General features: G+C 48.7%; 14 protein-coding genes. 10 read left to right on the top strand and 4 right to left on the bottom strand.

Annotated elements, in window-relative coordinates:
* Nucleotides 1–32 precede the first annotated feature (32 nt).
* Together frr and HYN48_RS02200 are read left to right on the top strand one after the other, a co-directional pair.
* Nucleotides 33–596, top strand: a complete 564-nt coding sequence (frr, locus tag HYN48_RS02205) for a ribosome recycling factor (RefSeq protein ID WP_108369579.1) — start codon at nt 33–35, stop codon at nt 594–596.
* A gap of 92 nt (nt 597–688) precedes the next feature.
* Nucleotides 689–3181: a DUF5686 family protein gene (locus HYN48_RS02200; RefSeq protein WP_108369578.1), complete on the top strand. Its 2493-nt coding sequence runs from the start codon at nt 689–691 to the stop codon at nt 3179–3181.
* On the opposite strand, the gene HYN48_RS02195 is transcribed toward HYN48_RS02200, so the two are convergent.
* Both HYN48_RS02195 and HYN48_RS02190 read right to left on the bottom strand, forming a co-directional pair.
* Nucleotides 3178–3507 carry a DMT family transporter gene (locus tag HYN48_RS02195; RefSeq protein ID WP_108369577.1) on the bottom strand — a complete coding sequence of 110 codons (330 nt, stop codon included), beginning with the start codon at nt 3505–3507 and terminating at the stop codon, nt 3178–3180. The genes HYN48_RS02200 and HYN48_RS02195 overlap by 4 nt on opposite strands.
* A 9-nt stretch (nt 3508–3516) precedes the next feature.
* Entirely contained in the window at nt 3517–5784 is a 2268-nt protein-coding gene (locus HYN48_RS02190) for a cation:proton antiporter (protein WP_108369576.1), read from the bottom strand.
* Nucleotides 5785–5967: 183 nt separating this feature from the next.
* Here HYN48_RS02190 and HYN48_RS02185 point away from each other — a divergent pair, with 183 nt between their 5' ends.
* The 4 genes from HYN48_RS02185 to HYN48_RS02170 all read left to right on the top strand — a co-directional run bounded on the left by HYN48_RS02185 (nt 5968) and on the right by HYN48_RS02170 (nt 12059).
* Complete coding sequence (locus HYN48_RS02185) at nt 5968–8322, top strand: efflux RND transporter permease subunit (protein ID WP_108369575.1); 2355 nt, start codon at nt 5968–5970, stop codon at nt 8320–8322.
* Nucleotides 8323–8467: 145 nt separating this feature from the next.
* A complete protein-coding gene (asnS, locus tag HYN48_RS02180) occupies nt 8468–9901 on the top strand; it encodes an asparagine--tRNA ligase (RefSeq protein WP_108369574.1) in 1434 nt (477 codons plus the stop codon).
* Between the two features lie 96 nt (nt 9902–9997).
* Entirely contained in the window at nt 9998–11452 is a 1455-nt protein-coding gene (gene rpoN, locus HYN48_RS02175; RefSeq protein WP_108369573.1) for an RNA polymerase factor sigma-54, read from the top strand.
* A 1-nt stretch (nt 11453) separates the two neighbouring features.
* Nucleotides 11454–12059 (top strand): hypothetical protein, encoded by a 606-nt coding sequence (locus HYN48_RS02170; RefSeq protein ID WP_108369572.1) that lies wholly within the window; start codon nt 11454–11456, stop codon nt 12057–12059.
* Here the strand turns inward: HYN48_RS02170 and HYN48_RS02165 are convergent.
* The gene (locus tag HYN48_RS02165; RefSeq protein ID WP_108369571.1) at nt 12054–12755 is read right to left on the bottom strand and encodes a porin family protein; all 702 of its coding nucleotides are present in this window, start codon (nt 12753–12755) and stop codon (nt 12054–12056) included. The genes HYN48_RS02170 and HYN48_RS02165 overlap by 6 nt on opposite strands.
* A 208-nt stretch (nt 12756–12963) precedes the next feature.
* Here HYN48_RS02165 and HYN48_RS02160 point away from each other — a divergent pair, with 208 nt between their 5' ends.
* From HYN48_RS02160 to HYN48_RS02150, 3 genes are read left to right on the top strand one after another with little or no spacing between them, the layout of a single operon-like run.
* The gene (locus HYN48_RS02160) at nt 12964–13482 is read left to right on the top strand and encodes an RNA polymerase sigma factor (protein WP_108369570.1); all 519 of its coding nucleotides are present in this window, start codon (nt 12964–12966) and stop codon (nt 13480–13482) included.
* Complete coding sequence (locus HYN48_RS02155; RefSeq protein ID WP_108369569.1) at nt 13479–13772, top strand: hypothetical protein; 294 nt, start codon at nt 13479–13481, stop codon at nt 13770–13772. Before HYN48_RS02160 ends, HYN48_RS02155 begins: the two co-directional genes overlap by 4 nt.
* Nucleotides 13769–14227, top strand: coding sequence for a hypothetical protein (locus HYN48_RS02150; RefSeq protein ID WP_108369568.1), 459 nt, complete (start codon nt 13769–13771; stop codon nt 14225–14227). Before HYN48_RS02155 ends, HYN48_RS02150 begins: the two co-directional genes overlap by 4 nt.
* A gap of 101 nt (nt 14228–14328) precedes the next feature.
* Here HYN48_RS02150 and HYN48_RS02145 read toward each other — a convergent pair whose 3' ends face one another.
* The gene (locus HYN48_RS02145) at nt 14329–14733 is read right to left on the bottom strand and encodes a winged helix-turn-helix transcriptional regulator (RefSeq protein WP_108369567.1); all 405 of its coding nucleotides are present in this window, start codon (nt 14731–14733) and stop codon (nt 14329–14331) included.
* A gap of 155 nt (nt 14734–14888) precedes the next feature.
* On the opposite strand from HYN48_RS02145, the gene HYN48_RS02140 reads away from it, so the two are divergent.
* Nucleotides 14889–15749 carry an SDR family NAD(P)-dependent oxidoreductase gene (locus HYN48_RS02140; RefSeq protein ID WP_108369566.1) on the top strand — a complete coding sequence of 287 codons (861 nt, stop codon included), beginning with the start codon at nt 14889–14891 and terminating at the stop codon, nt 15747–15749.
* Nucleotides 15750–15779 lie beyond the last annotated feature (30 nt).

The raw sequence follows: 15779 nt of genomic DNA, 5'->3' as shown, positions 1-15779 counted from the left end.
CCTGACAATCCAATAATCTAACAATCTCAAAAATGAACGAAGAAATTGATTTTATACTAGACAGTGCAGAAGAATCCATGTCGGGTTCGATCGCGCACCTTGAAAAGGAATTCCTGAACATCCGTGCAGGTAAGGCCAGTCCGGCTATGCTGGGCGGTGTTTTTGTAGACTACTATGGTTCAGCCACACCGCTTTCACAGGTAGCTAACATTAACGTCCCTGATGCGAGGACCATCACGGTCCAGCCCTGGGAAAAGAACATGCTGCACCCTATCGAAAAGGCCATCATGATTGCCAACATCGGTTTCAATCCGATGAATAACGGTGATGTGATCATCATCAGCGTGCCGCCTTTGACCGAGGAACGCCGCCGCGATCTGGTAAAGCAGGCCAAGGCCGAAGCCGAAGATGCCAAAATCGGGATCAGGAATGCGAGAAAGGATGCCAATACCGACATTAAAAGGCTTGAAAAGGAAGGTACTTCGGAAGATGTCTGCAAAAGCGCCGAAGAGGAAGTCCAGAACCTGACCAATGCCTACATTAAGAAAGTAGAGGAACATCTCGCGATCAAGGAAGCCGAGATCATGAAAGTCTAAATCATAAAAAATTGATAAAATCCGCTCCGTTTACACGCTGGGCGGATTTTTTTATTTCGCTCCTTCGTACCTTGCAGCAATTTTGCACAGCGATGAGGGCCACCACCTGGATTTTATTATTTTTTTCAGCCTATGCGTTTGCACAGCATGCCGTAAGTGGTGTGGTTAAGGATGCCGATACCGGACGCCCGCTTGCTTTCGCTACCATCAGCGAGGGCAAAAATGAAAACCGCATCACCGATGTGGACGGCAAATTTACGATATCCGCAAAGACAAGGATTAATAAAATCTCTGTGTCTTATGTCGGGTATCAAAAAAAAGAAATTACGCTCCGGGGCGAAAAGTTTGTTGCGGTGCAGCTATCCTCCGCACTGAAAAGCCTGGACCCGGTCACATTGCACCAGGGTCAGGATCCTGCCATCGGGATCATCCGGAAGGCCATCGCTTCGAAAAGCGCCAACAATCCCCAGCAGAAGCTCAGGACTTTTCAGTTTAAGTCATACAACAAGTTGATTGTGACCGCCAATCCGGATTCTATCGACGGTGCCATTGACTCTGTTTTCATCAGGAAAAGTGACGGCTCTCAAATCGCAAAACCGGATTCTTCCTCGTTCCGGTTCAAGAAGCTCATCAGTTCGCAGCACCTGTTTCAGATGGAGAAGGTGTCTGACTTCCAGTTCTCCGGGCGCCGGCTCAAGGAAACCGTTCGCGGCATCCGCATGTCGGGTTTTGACAAGCCGGTCTATGAGGTGGTGGCGTTCAACCTGCAGTCGTTTTCAGTGTATGATAATAAGTATGAGCTGTTTGAAACCAAGTACAACAGCCCCATCGCCCGCGACGCATTTTCCGATTACTACTACCACCTGCTCGATACGGTGGCCGTTGGCGGCCGGCAAACATATCTCGTGTATTTCTTTCCGAAACGCAAATACCGCAAAACGGGTTTGCAGGGACTGCTGTATATAGATTGTGAAAATTACGCTGTTGCAAAGGCTGTGATGCGCCTCAAGACGGTGTTGGATGTCACGGCAACGCATGAGTTTGAATACCTTCCTGATGAAAAAATCTGGTTCCCGACAAACAAGGAATTCAAGATTGTGAAGGGCAGGAATGATGAAGATATTAAAATTCTGGGTGAAACTTTCCAGTTCGATGCCGATGGAACGGACAAGAAGCGCAAGAAGCAATCATCCGACTTTACTTACCTGCAATCAAAATCCTGGTATTTTGACCGCCAATACAACCAGCGGGTCACCATCAGCCGGTCGTCAGTGACCATGCACGTCAAGGACGACGCCGTGCATCGCACCGAGGATTTCTGGAGGCAATTCCGTAAAGACAGCCTCGATTCGCGCAGCCGGCAGACGTACATTGCTTTGGATAGTATCGTTAAAAAGGAAAAAGTCGAAACGAAATTGCGCATCGGCCGTCGGCTCATTAACGGGTATGTTCCCGTAGGCGCTATCGACATCGACCTGCGTTACCTGCTCAGTTTCAACAACTATGAAGGATTCCGGTTGGGCTTCGGCGGCGTGACTAACGACCGTTTTTCTGAAAAATACCGCATGGAAGGTTATACGGCGTATGGTACCAAAGACGGGAATTTCAAATACAATATCGGCGCAGCGGCAAGGATAGGGAAGTTTTCCAATTCGTGGATTGGCGGTGCATACACGGACGATGTGCGTGAAATCGCGAGTACCTCGTTTGCCATTGACAAACGCGTATTCAAGCTGTATGACCCGCGACCGATCAACCTGAGTACATTTTATGCTTACCAGAGCTGGCGCGGGTATATCGAGACGAGAATCATTCCCAAGACTGAAAGCATCTGGCAGTTGTCCCGCAGCGTGATCGAGCCGAAATTCAGCTACATATACCAGGTAGACGGGAAGAATTACACCCGATTTAATATGACTACCGCCATGGTGTCGCTGCAATGGAATCCTTTTTCTGATTTTATGCAGACGCCGACAGGCAAGATCGAAATTGAAAAACGTTACCCGAAATTTACGTTTCAGTTTACCAAATCGCTTCCCGGGATTTTGGATAATGATTTTGATTTCGGGAAAGTCGATTTCCGTACCGAATACCAGAAAAAATACCTCAATGGCCAAAAGACGGCCGTATTCCTCGAAGCAGGGTATGCCTTCGGAGATGTTCCGCTGACACATTTATACAATACGTCGCCGAACAGCCTGACCAAGGATAAAGTGCTGCAGCGGTTGACGCTGGCCGGGAAGAACAGCTTCGAGACCATGTACTTCAACGAATTTTTCTCAAGCCGCTATGTGATGCTGCAGCTTAAGCACGGCTTCAACCGCGTGACTTTGCTCAGGAAAGTGCGGCCGTCACTGGTGCTGGTCTCACGGATGGGCTGGGGTGATATGGAACGTCCCGAACAGCATATCGGGATTGCGTATAAGACGCTTGATAAAGGCTACTTCGAATCCGGTATCGAGCTCAACCAGATTTTTAAAGGCTTCGGGTTGTCCGGATTTTACCGCTATGGACCAAACCAATTGCCTCGTTTTGAGGACAACATTTCTGTAAAACTCAGCTTTATACTCGATTTCGGAATCTAGTGCGAAGAGACCATTTTCAGTCCGATGATGGAAGCAATCAGTGTGGTAATGAAGAATACCTGCCAGAAATCCGCCGGTTCCTTAAACAGGAAAATCCCGACCAATACCGTACCCACCGCGCCGATTCCAGTCCAGACCGCGTATGCCGTCCCGATAGGCAGTGATTGCGACGCCTTATATAAAAGCAGCATCGAAACGGAAAGGCAAGCAAAAAATCCGCCGAGCCACAGCGAGGAAGCGATGCCCTGGGTTTCTTTCGCTTTGCCGAGGCAGGTCGCAAAACCCACTTCAAAAAGGCCGCCGATGATGAGTAAAATCCATGCCATTGACAGAAATTAAGGCTTGATAATTAATACGGAAGGGATGTTGCTGAGCCAAGTGCTCTGCGAATTCACGAGTTTTTTCCAGCTTTCAAGGCTGATGATCATGATGTCCATCTTTTCAAGGAAATCCTTTTTCATCACGCGGTCTTCCTGCATCGAGATGTAATCGGGCTTGCCTTTTTCTATCTCATCAATCCTACCGTACAATGCTTTATTGTCGCGTATCGCGTGGTTCGGATCCATCAGCGTAATCCGCGCATCATTGTTCACGATGAGTTTTTGTGCGTAGTCAAAGAGGAATGCGTCTTCGGCGGTGAAAATCGGCATGAAGGCATTCTGCAATTTTTCAAGATTCTTATCGACCAGGATTCCGACAGGCATTTTGCTTTTGGCAATAATCTGGCGCGTCCTTTCGTCGAAAGGCGAGTTTTCGAACAATCCTTCTTTCCCCGTAAATTTGTCAAGGAGCCGGTCCGGATTGATGATGCGGGTCGTATAGCCAAGGACTTTCCCGAGCAGCGTCCCTTCAAAAATCGAATGGCCGAGCCCAACGAGCAACAGGTCGTATTCGCCCTGGTTCGCGATTTCCACAATGTCGTTGTCGATGTCATTGGATGCCTTGAACAGCGTCAGTATTTTTTGACCAAGCGCTTCTGATTCGTGGATAATCGGCGAGAAACTCTTCTTTTCCTGATCCGCGAGGTTAAAGGTGTGCAGTTCGTTGCTCAATGTCAGATGCATCGCCGTCACAATCGAATCGTCCTCGTCGTTTTTCACGAAACTGTTGGCGAGCCTCAGCAGTGCTTTCCCTCTTTCGGTGTTTCCGAAGGAAATCAATATTTTGAATTTGGATTCCGATTTGACTTCTTCTGGGATGATCTCGTCTTTGGTCTTGAAAATGAAATTGATCAGGTCTAACGCCGGCCCGGTCATGAAGGTGGTGACCAAAGCCATAATGACCAGGATGGCAAAAATGCGGTCGTCGAGCACGCCGAGATCCTTTCCGATATTGAGCACAATCAGTTCCATCAACCCCCGCGTATTCATCAGTGCCCCGATGGTAAGGCTGTCGCGCCAGTTCTGCCCGACGACTTTGGCGGCAATCGCGCTGCCGAGGAACTTGCCGGCGACTGCGACGACAATGACCAATCCGGTGATTTCCCACATTTCGGGCGTGTCGATGAGCCCGATTTTGGTCCGCAACCCGGTAAATACGAAAAATAAAGGCAGCAGCACGATGACAGACAAATCCTCAACCTTGTCAATAATGATACTCCGGAACTTCGCGTTATCCGGCATAATGGCGCCGGCCATAAACGCGCCGAACAATGCGTGGATACCTATGATTTCGGTGGTGTAAGCGGAAATGATCAATGTCAGCAGGAAGATTGCCACAACAGATTTACTCAGGCTTTGGCGCGAATTCTTGAGTTCACCGACTCTTGCAAGGAAGGGCCGCACCACGTTGAGCATCAGGAAGACATACGCTATGGCCATCCCGATCACGTAGAGCGAACTCACGAACGAACCCGCCTTTACGATTGCAATAACGGTAGCCAGGATACACCAGGCGGTGATATCATCTGCGGCAGCGCAGGTAATCACGATGGTGCCCAGCCTGGTCTTATGGATGCCGCGTTCCTGCACAATGCGTGCCAATACCGGAAACGCGGTGATGCTCATCGAAATGCCGATAAACAAGGCAAACGAAAGGAAATCGACGCCTACAGGCGCAAACTGCGTGTAGATGAAATAACCCAGCCCGGTGCCGAGTGCAAAAGGGAAAATGATGCTGGCATGGCTAATGACGACCGCATCGTTGGCTTTGTTGCGCAACGCCTTGAGATCGAGTTCCATCCCGATGACGAACATGAAGAAAATCAGGCCGAGCTGGCTGAAAAGCTTCAGGTTGCCCAGCGATTCTGTCGGGAAAAGGGTGTTAGAGAATTCTGGGAAATACAATCCGAGCAGCGAAGGCCCGAGCACAATGCCTGCAACCATTTCGCCGACCACGGACTGCTGCCCGATTTTTCGGAAAAACCATCCGAACACTCGCGCAACCAGAATAATCGACAGGATCTGCAACAGCAGGATGGCAAGCGACTCATTGAGGTTGTGCGTCATGGCATCGAGGAACTCATCCCATTGCCCTTTCCCGGCTTTGGCGATGACGTTACGGCCCTGCTCGAGGTGTTTGCCTTCATTAATGATCCAGTAAATCAGCGCTGAAAATCCGGAAACGGTTAAGATGTAAAAAAGCGAATTCCTAAAATTTTTCATCCTAAAAGGTTGGTTTGATTAGGTAAGATACCTTGCAAATATGCGAAACCAAATATATAAATTATATCGGTTTTCGGGCATTTAATGTAAATTTAAAACCGGTCTGCCATACCGTGCTATTTTTTAGAATTTCGCCACAGATTATATTGGTTTTATGTACCTTTGCAACCATTTTTTAAGGCTATGAAGAAGCGCATTAATCCGGGATTCTGGGAAGCTGTCGCCCGAGTTATTTTAAAGAACAGGAACGCCATCCTCGGCATTATCGTTGCGATTACCCTCTTTCTGGGCTGGCAGTGTAAAAACCTTGCGATGACCTATACGGAGGCGAACCTGCTTCCGCAAAAGCATATCGTAAACCGGCAGTATTCCGACTTCCTTGACCGGTTTGGCGAAGAAGGGAATCTCGTCGTGATTGGCGTGAAAGACAACGCATTTTTCACACCCAAAGCCTATGCTGCCTGGAACGACCTTATGGGCAACCTTAAAAAGAATGCTGATGTCGAATTGGTCATTTCGCTAAACGACCTGAAAAAACTGCAGAAAGACACCATCGCCCAAAAATTTGATATGGTACCGTTGATTGACCAAAGCCGTACCAAAGATCCCGCATACCTCGCGGGCATCAGGGACGAATTGTTTAACAGGCTCCCTTTTTATGAAGGGTTGCTGTTCAACAAGCAGTCGGGCAGCATCCGTTCGGTGGTGTACCTGAAGAAAAATATCGTCAACACAGCGGAAAGGAAGACCTTCATCATGGAAGACCTGCTTCCTGAAATTGAAAAGTTCGAAAAAGCGGCTGCCATCGACCTGCGCGTGTCCGGAATGCCTTACATCAGGACAATCAATGCCGAGAACATGAAAGGGGAGATCGGGCTGTTCATTGGCGCAGCGCTATTGACGGTTTCACTGATATTTTTCTTCTTTTTCAGGTCGTTCCGCGCCACGCTGATCTCGATATTCATTTTGCTCTTCGGTGTGATCTGGTCTTTCGGGACCATCGGCCTGTTCCATTACAAAATCACCATTCTGACCGCCATCGTACCGCCGCTGATTATAGTCATCGGCATCACGAACTGCATTTTCCTGATCAACAAATACCAGCAGGAAATCAAGATTCACCACAACCAGGCGAAGGCATTACAGCGCGTGATCTCCAAAATAGGCGTGTCGACGCTGATGACAAACATGACCACCGCAATCGGGTTTGCGACGTTTATGATTACGGGCAACGATTTGCTGTTCGAATTCGGATTGGTCACCTCGATCAATGTGATTTCGGTTTATCTGCTGACGTTAATGGTCGTGCCGATTATGTACAGTTTCATGTCGGTACCCAAAGAAAAGCATTTGTACCATCTCAGTAAGAATTACATCTCATCGTTGCTGGATTGGGTGGAACACGTCGTGAGGACAAAGCGTGCGGTCATTTACAGCCTCTACGGGCTGCTGCTGGTTTTTAGCGTCATCGGTGTGGCGCAAATGAAGGTGTCGGGCAGTTTGATCGGGGAGATGCCGAAATCAGCTTCATTCTTTAAAGACATCCTGTTTTTTGAGAAGGAATTTAACGGTGTCATGCCACTTGAAATCATGATACACCAGAAAAAAGGCAAGGCAATCAATCCGAAGACGCTCGAAAAAGTAGAGGAATTGCAGCAAACGATTGCGGGCATCCCTGAATTGTCGAAGCCGGTTTCGGTGGTGAATTTCGCCAAATACCTTAACCAGGCCTATTACAACGGCAATCCGGAGTATTACCAGTTGCCCAACCGGAACGAGCAGGCATTTGTACTGACCTATGCCAGGAGCATGATGAAGGGAAAGGGAAAAGGCGACAACCTGATGAAAAGCTACGTCGATTCTACGGCACACTACATCCGCATCACGACGTTTATGAAGGATATCGGTACCGATAAGATGGCGCTGATTGAAAAGAAGCTGCGTGCCAAAGTAAGCGAGGTCTTCCCGAAAGACAATTTTGAAGTGACGCTCACGGGCAAGGCGCTCGTATTCCAGAAAGGCACGGCTTACCTCGTCGATAACCTGATTGAGTCGCTGATTTTTGCAATACTGACCATTGCACTTTTGATGGCGTATTTGTTCCGTTCGGTAAAAATGGTCATGGCATCGGTGATCACAAATATCCTGCCGTTATGCATCACGTCCGGATTGATGGGTTATTTCGGTATTCCGCTGAAGCCCTCGACAATATTGGTTTTCAGTATAGCATTCGGGATTTCAGTAGACAACGCCATCCAGTTTATGGCAAAATACCGGCACGATCTGATACAGAATAACGGCCGTGTCAAGAAATCGATTTTCAGCGCGATACGCGAGACGGGCATCAGTACTTTTTACACATCCATCGTACTGATTTTTGGGTTTGCGATTTTCACCGTGTCGAGTTTCAGCGGTACGATTGCATTGGGTGCATTGATTTCGGTGACGTTGTTGTTTGCCATGTTTGCCAATTTGCTGGTACTTCCGGCGTTGGTGCTGACGTTCGAGAAGAAACGTGCCAAAAAGGAACCGGATTAAATTTTGCGACTCAACCCCAGCCCCGATGGAAGCGGCATCCTTTTGCTTTTTCCTTTAAAAAGCAAAAGATATAGCGGACAGCGGGATTGGCTGCTGAAAAAAATAAAAAATTATATTTGCGATTCGGATTAAAAATAAACGAAAAATGAAACACACCAAGATCAAGGATTTGCTTGCGGCGACACAGCCGATGAAAGACATTAACGCCAAAGGATGGGTGCGGACCTTCCGCAATAACCAGTTTATTGCGCTCAATGACGGCTCGACGATCCATAATATCCAGTGTGTGGTCGATTTTGAAAACTCGCCGGAAGCCGAACTCAAGCGCATTACGACGGGCGCGGCCGTTTCGGTAATCGGGGATTTGGTGGAAAGCCAGGGCGCCGGACAGAAATTTGAGATCCAGGCGCGTTCGTTTGAAATCCTTGGGGATTCTGACGCCGAGAAGTTTCCGATGCAACCGAAGAAGCACTCGCTCGAGTTCCTGCGTGAGAACGCCCATTTGCGCGTGCGTACGAATGCTTTTGGCGCGATCATGCGCGTGCGTTCCGTATTGTCTTACGCGGTCCACAAATATTTCCAGGACAAGGGTTTCGTGTATGTGAACACGCCGATTATTACCGGTGCTGATGCGGAAGGCGCGGGCGAGATGTTCCAGGTGACTTCGCTGCCATTGGATCATCTGCCGAAAACGGAAGACGGAAACATCAACTATAAAGAAGATTTCTTTGGAAAACATACGAACCTGACCGTGTCAGGGCAGCTGGAAGGCGAGACTTTCGCGATGGCGTTGGGACAGATTTATACTTTCGGGCCGACATTCAGGGCTGAAAACTCGAATACGTCGCGCCACCTCGCCGAATTCTGGATGATTGAGCCCGAAGTCGCCTTCAATGACCTGAACGATAACATGGACCTCGCAGAGGATTTTATCCAGTATGTGGTAAAATATGCGGTCGATCACTGTAAGGACGATTTGAAGTTTCTTGAAACCCGATTGCTCGAAGAAGAGAAATCAAAACCCCAGGCAGAACGTAGCGAGATGGCATTGCTCGAAAAGCTCGATTTCGTGCTGAACCACAGTTTCAAACGGGTATCGTACACTGAAGCCATCGATATCCTGAAGGATTCGACACCCAATAAAAAGAAAAAATTCCAATACCTGATTACCGAATGGGGTGCCGATTTACAAAGCGAGCACGAGCGCTTTTTAGTGGAAAAGCACTTCAAATCCCCTGTAATCCTGTACGATTATCCGGCAAACATCAAGGCATTTTACATGCGTTTGAATGAAGACGGGAAAACCGTACGCGCGATGGACATCCTTTTCCCGGGCATCGGCGAGATCGTCGGTGGTTCGCAAAGGGAAGAGCGTTACGATGTGTTGGTAGAGAAAATGCGCAAGCTCGGCATTGACGAGGAGGAATTGTGGTGGTACCTCGATACCCGCCGATTCGGCAGCGCCGTGCATTCAGGATTCGGATTAGGATTTGAAAGGCTGGTACTGTTTGTCACCGGGATGACGAATATCCGGGACGTGATCCCTTTTCCGAGGACACCGCAGAACGCCGAATTCTAAAAGAAATCCCACCATAAAAATTCCAAATCCTGAGGCCACGAAGTCTTGGGATTTGGAATTTGTTTTTTGTAATTTTGGGGATAAGAATTTTCACCCATGCTCAAGCAGTTCCTAAATCTTAAACTCTCCCAGAAATTATCACCGCAGCAGATACAGGTGATGAAACTCATCCAACTGCCCACACAGGCATTCGAGCAACGGTTGCTGGAGGAACTCAATGACAACCCCGCGCTCGAAGCGGGCAAGGAAGAACCGGAGCTTCCCGCTGATGAATATGAAGCGGAAGAATATGAGGATTTTGATGACAGCGAAACCGATCATGCCGAAGAGGACATCAACATCGACGAATACCTCAACGACGATACGCCGGATTACAAGACACAGGCCAACAACTACAGCGATGACGACGAGGAAAGAGAATCACCGCTGGCTGAGCCAATAAGCTTCCACCAGGATCTGATCAACCAACTCAATACTTTTATTTTGGAGGAGGATGAGCGCGAAATCGCGGAATTCCTCGTCGGGAGCATCGATGACACCGGCTACATCCGCCGCAGCATCCCTGATATGGTTGATGATATGGCGTTTACCCAGGGCATTTACACCGATGAGAAAACCGTTGAACGGATACTCCACGTGATCCACCAGCTCGAACCGGCCGGCGTAGGCGCGCGCGATCTGCAGGAATGCCTCTTGCTGCAACTCCGGCAGAAAACCCCAACACAGGAAGTGGCTTTGGCTACAGAGATACTCGAGCAGCAATTCGATGCCTTCAGCCATAAATATTATGACAAGCTGATGCAGAAATTCGGGGTGTCCGCTGCCGAGCTTAAAAATGCGATCCACCTTATCGAGAAACTCAATCCGAAGCCCGGCGGTTCTTATGCGAGCCGTGTCACTGAAAATATTGTCCCGGACTTTACGATACGGATTGTCGACGGCGAACTCCAGCTGACCCTGAACGGACGAAATGCCCCGTCGCTGCATGTTTCGAAAGATTACCAGGAAATGATGCAGACTTACAAAGAGTCCCGCGATAAATCCGCCGCACAGCGCGATGCGGTTCAGTTCATCAAGCACAAGCTCGATTCCGCCAAATGGTTTATCGATGCGATCCGCCAGCGCCAGGAAACCTTACTGGTGACGATGAATGCGATTATGCATTACCAGAAGGAGTATTTCCTCGAAGGCGATGAATCGGCGCTCAAACCAATGATTTTAAAGGATATTGCCGATATGGTCGGGTTGGACATCTCGACGATATCGCGCGTAGCCAACAGCAAATATGTGGAAACGCCGTATGGTACCAAACTCATTAAGGATTTCTTTTCTGAGGGACTTACCAATGACCAGGGCGAAGAGGTTTCGACAATTGAAATCCGGAAAATCCTGCGCGAGATCATCGACGAGGAAGACAAGGACAAGCCGTTGAACGATGACCAGCTCGCAGACATACTGAAAGGGAAGGGCTACCCCATCGCGCGCCGCACCATCGCAAAATACCGTGAGCAACTCGATATACCCGTAGCCCGGATGCGCAGGAAAATTTAAAATGGGAAAGCTATTCAACCTGTTTTCCTATGTTTTCCACCCGCTGTTCATCTCGGTGTATGCGGTGTTGGGCTTTTTCCTGTTTGAAGGCAAATCATTCCATTACAGCGAAATTTACCTGATGATCATCCAGATTGTCATCATCACGATCTTCATCCCGGTCACGTTTTACTACCTGTTGCTGTCGCTGGGCAAAGTTGATTCGATCATGCTCGCCGACAAGGCCCAGCGCAAACTGCCGCTGATGATTCATGCCATCCTGTTGTTTATCCTGATCCGGAAAAGCATTACGGTCGAAAGTTGCGTCGAGTTGTATTTTTTCTTTTTCGGAAGCCTCATCAGTACGCTGCTCGCGCTGCTGATGGTTTTTGCGGGCTACAAGGTCAGCCTGCACATGATCGGGATCACCGCGCTAACCGTTTTTATGATGGCCATCAGCCTGCATTTTCAGGTCAGGATGATACTTCCGATTCTGGTTTTGGTACTGTGCAACGGTTTTGTTGCCACCTCAAGGCTCCGCATGAATGCACACACCATGCAGGAGTTGGTCCTCGGAAGCCTCATCGGGATCGTGCCGCAGTCAGGCTTGCTGTATTTCTGGTTATAGGATGTAAAACATCAGCCCGAAGTTGAGCGTGCGCATGTCAATCGACTTGCCGTTCAGTTGCGCCGATTTAAAAAGGGGTGTCAGTCCGTAGTACACATGGAAATTCCACGTATTAAAACCCGTGGCGAGGTATGGCCCGATCTGGAAACTGTTGAAGTCCTTGTTCTTAAGGACCACAATCGTTTCGTCGCCCACAAACTTCGTCTTGTTCAACAGCAGGTAACGCAGCTTAAAACCCAGATAAACCCTGTAGAACTTATGGCTCTCGGGAGTCGAGTTCCTCCAGCGGAGTTCAATCGGGAGGTCGAGGAACAACTGCTCTAACTTATTTTTCGAATAGCTCACGTCCTCCAGAATCGCATAATTGTAACCGCCGCCAGCCTCAGTTACCTGCAGGTTGTTGTGGTATTTGTTATAGGAAATGCCCAGTCCGGCAGCAATGGCACGCGTGCGTTTCCTGTTGACGGGCATGTCGCGCAGGAATCCCAACCCGATGCCGGTAGAAAATCCATTCAGTGCGACGCCCGGTGGCTTGTGCTGCAAGAGATTGTAAGTCACCGAAAAATAAAACTGGTCTTCCCTGTAAAGCGAGTCGACCCTGGTGAAAAAAGTAGTATCCTGAACGGTCACGGGCGGTTTTTCCTGCGAAAAAGCGGTCGTGGCGACAAACAGGCAAAGGATTTTTAAAAAGCGCATGCGTTTTATTTAGTGCCCTAAATTACTAAAAATTTATTGATTTTATGGGCCTGTATCCGGCTGTCCGCTATATCTTTCTTCCGCTAAAGAAGCGGAAAGAAAGGATGCCGCTTCCATCCGGGGCAGTGACATTATTGTCATTGCGGCTGCTTTCCCGAAATGGAAATCGGCGAAATATCTTTATCTTCGGCAGAGATAAACCGGACCTTTGGACTTCAACGACATCTATAATGCGCACCATCGCAGGGTGTACAACTTCTGCCTGAATTACCTCCAAAGCCTCGAAGATGCTGAGGAAGTGACACAGGATGTATTTGTCAAAGTCCACCTTAAGGTGCATGATTTCAACCATCAGTCTCAACTGTCGACCTGGATTTACCGCATCTGCGTGAATTGCTGCATCGACTTCGTCAAGGCCCGGAAAAGGAAAAAGCGATTCGGCTTCCTCACGTCGCTGTTTTATGAAGACAGCCAGGCATTACGCCATGATCCTGCCCATTTTAACCATCCCGGCGTCGAATTGGAACAGAAGGAAGCGGTGGCCGCCTTGTTCTCCAAAATCGATATGCTGCCGCCTAACCAGAAAACCGCGCTGCTCCTCAGCAAGATTGAGCAGAAATCACAAAAGGAGATGGCGGCGATTATGGGCATTTCTGAAAAAGCTGTCGAATCGTTACTGCACAGGGCCAAGGAAAATCTGCTTAAAAAAATCAATACCAACGAATGAAAATGAAATTAAAGACGTCTAACCCGACAAATAACATGGCTATGGATGACCTGCTCAAACCGCTCGACAACATCCGGGAGGTGAATCCGCCTTTTTTCCTTAGGGACAAAATCAATGCGCGGATACATCGTGTTCCGGAGTACATTTCGCCAAAGGCAGCCGCCTGGGCGTGTGCATCGCTGGCGGTATTGTGTGCCCTCACATTGTATTCGGCAGCCGTGCCGTCAAATGCAGGCGCCGTTGGCTCGATAGACCTGATGCCGCATAACGACTTATACGCGCAACCATGAAAAAAGTAAAAGTACTGACGGTTTTCTGTATCACGCTAGTCGCGCTGAACCTGCTGCTGATCGCCACCACATTAATGGAGCGCCGGGAACACCGCGGGAAAAGGCCTGACGATAAGAAAAATACGGTCATCCATGAACTGCATTTCGATAAGGCCCAGATCACCGAATACGAGAAATTGATTGACTGGCACCGCAGCCACGTCCGCAACGCCGATGCTAAGATCATGGCAGTGAAAAATCGGCTTTATGAATCCTTAGCTGGTACTGAAACCGACTGGCGACGCAATGATTCGCTGATGGCCGAAATCGGCAAAGTGCAGGTCGAGATTGAACACATCCACTACAAACATTTCCAGGACATCAAAAGTTTGTGCCGAAAAGATCAATTGCCGTACTATAACAGCATGGCCACCCGCATCGCGGCCATTTTCTCAAACCCTAAACCTCGCCCGTAATAATATATAAGGATATGGTAAGTCCGCACCGATTTTAGATTGGACTTCCATTCTGCAATGAAGCCCACGATTGTGGGCTTTTTGGTTTCTAGCTGTAACCATCAGTTGGATGCGGCCTGCTCGTTTTTGCTGTACCTGCAGGCCCAATCGAGCAGCACAACGAGATGCTGTAAGAATTCCTCGCCTTTTGCCGTCAGGGTGTACTCTACTTTCGGCGGGATCTGCGGATATATTTTGCGGTCAATCAAACCGAAGGATTCCAGGTCGCGCACGGTAACGGTGAGCATTTTCTGGGAAATCCCATCGATCGTGTTTTTGAGTTCATTGAACCGCAGAGTCTTTTCGGCGCCGAGCGCCATCATGACGAAAACCGACCATTTGTCGCCTACTTTGTGCAGTACATCCTTAACAGGACACAACGACGTAGTGCAGTCGCGAGGCGTATTTAAAATTTCTTTTAATTTTTTTTGGGTGTCTTTTGCAGACGGGACGCTGATTGTTTCCATTTGGTAACTGTGTTTCCTGAAGGTGCCTTCTTGTGGGTGAATTTTTTTCTGCGCAAATTTGCAGTACCCAAAAGTAACTAAAAAACTTTTATAAACTTAAAATTATTTAGGCACTTTTGGAAATACTAATAACCATTTTTTAATTGATCCTACAAATGAAAAAAGTAATCTTGATTACCGGCACCAACAGCGGCTTCGGCTGGCTGCACACACACACGCTCTCTCAGGCCGGATTTACCGTGTATGCCACGATGCGCGACACTGCCGGAAAGAACAGGGAAAAAGCGGAATCGCTCGCAAAGCTCAACAATGTGCACGTTATAGAAGTAGATCTGGGCAGTGAAGTCTCGGTGAACAATGCCGTTTCGCACATCCTCGCTACCGAGGGACAGTTAGACGTTTTGGTCAACAACGCCGGAAATTTCATGGGCGGCATCGCCGAAACCTTTACCCAGAAAGACATCGATGCGCTGTTTGACGTGCATTTCAATGCAACCTGGCGCACTATTAAGGCCGTTTTGCCGCAAATGCGTGCACAAAAACAGGGACTGATCATCAATACATCAAGTGTCCTCGGAAGGTTTTCAGCGCCTTTCATGACATTTTACAACGCGGCGAAGTTTGCGGTAGAAGGCCTTAGCGAAGGCCTGCATTATGAGGTGCGGCCTTTGGGCGTCGACGTAGCCATTGTGCAGCCGGGGGCCTTTCCAACGGATATTTTTGGTAAATCCACTTATGGGTCTGACAGCAGCATCGCGGCCGATTATGGAAACTTGTCTGCGCTACCCGATCAAATCGGGGCAGGCATCGGACAATTATTTGAGAACCTGCAGCCCAATCCGCAGGAGGTTGCCGATGCCGTACTGAACCTCGTCAACACGCCACAGGGACAACGCCCGTTACGCACGGTTGTTGATGTGGCTACCGGCCAATTTGCCAGGGACGCCAACGCCCATGTGTCTGAAGGCTATAAAAATTTCGTCAGCGCTTTCGGATTACAGGAATTGCTGAACTAATGCGATAGCTTAAAAAGAAAACGCCGTAAA

Source organism: Flavobacterium magnum, assembly GCF_003055625.1.
GTDB classification, from domain to species: Bacteria; Bacteroidota; Bacteroidia; order Flavobacteriales; family Flavobacteriaceae; genus Flavobacterium; species Flavobacterium magnum.
Note: the sequence above shows the minus strand (reverse complement) of the source record. Positions and strands in the feature narration are given on the sequence as shown.

Coding starts and splice junctions, on each gene's coding strand:
- HYN48_RS02150 (WP_108369568.1), top strand. CDS start 13,769: ATGAAAAAAGTAAAAGTACTGACGGTTTTCTGTATCACGCTAGTCGCG.
- HYN48_RS02170 (WP_108369572.1), top strand. CDS start 11,454: ATGGGAAAGCTATTCAACCTGTTTTCCTATGTTTTCCACCCGCTGTTC.
- HYN48_RS02145 (WP_108369567.1), bottom strand. CDS start 14,733: ATGGAAACAATCAGCGTCCCGTCTGCAAAAGACACCCAAAAAAAATTA.
- HYN48_RS02195 (WP_108369577.1), bottom strand. CDS start 3,507: ATGGCATGGATTTTACTCATCATCGGCGGCCTTTTTGAAGTGGGTTTT.
- HYN48_RS02140 (WP_108369566.1), top strand. CDS start 14,889: ATGAAAAAAGTAATCTTGATTACCGGCACCAACAGCGGCTTCGGCTGG.
- HYN48_RS02155 (WP_108369569.1), top strand. CDS start 13,479: ATGAAAATGAAATTAAAGACGTCTAACCCGACAAATAACATGGCTATG.
- rpoN (WP_108369573.1), top strand. CDS start 9,998: ATGCTCAAGCAGTTCCTAAATCTTAAACTCTCCCAGAAATTATCACCG.
- HYN48_RS02200 (WP_108369578.1), top strand. CDS start 689: ATGAGGGCCACCACCTGGATTTTATTATTTTTTTCAGCCTATGCGTTT.
- asnS (WP_108369574.1), top strand. CDS start 8,468: ATGAAACACACCAAGATCAAGGATTTGCTTGCGGCGACACAGCCGATG.
- HYN48_RS02185 (WP_108369575.1), top strand. CDS start 5,968: ATGAAGAAGCGCATTAATCCGGGATTCTGGGAAGCTGTCGCCCGAGTT.
- HYN48_RS02190 (WP_108369576.1), bottom strand. CDS start 5,784: ATGAAAAATTTTAGGAATTCGCTTTTTTACATCTTAACCGTTTCCGGA.
- frr (WP_108369579.1), top strand. CDS start 33: ATGAACGAAGAAATTGATTTTATACTAGACAGTGCAGAAGAATCCATG.
- HYN48_RS02165 (WP_108369571.1), bottom strand. CDS start 12,755: ATGCGCTTTTTAAAAATCCTTTGCCTGTTTGTCGCCACGACCGCTTTT.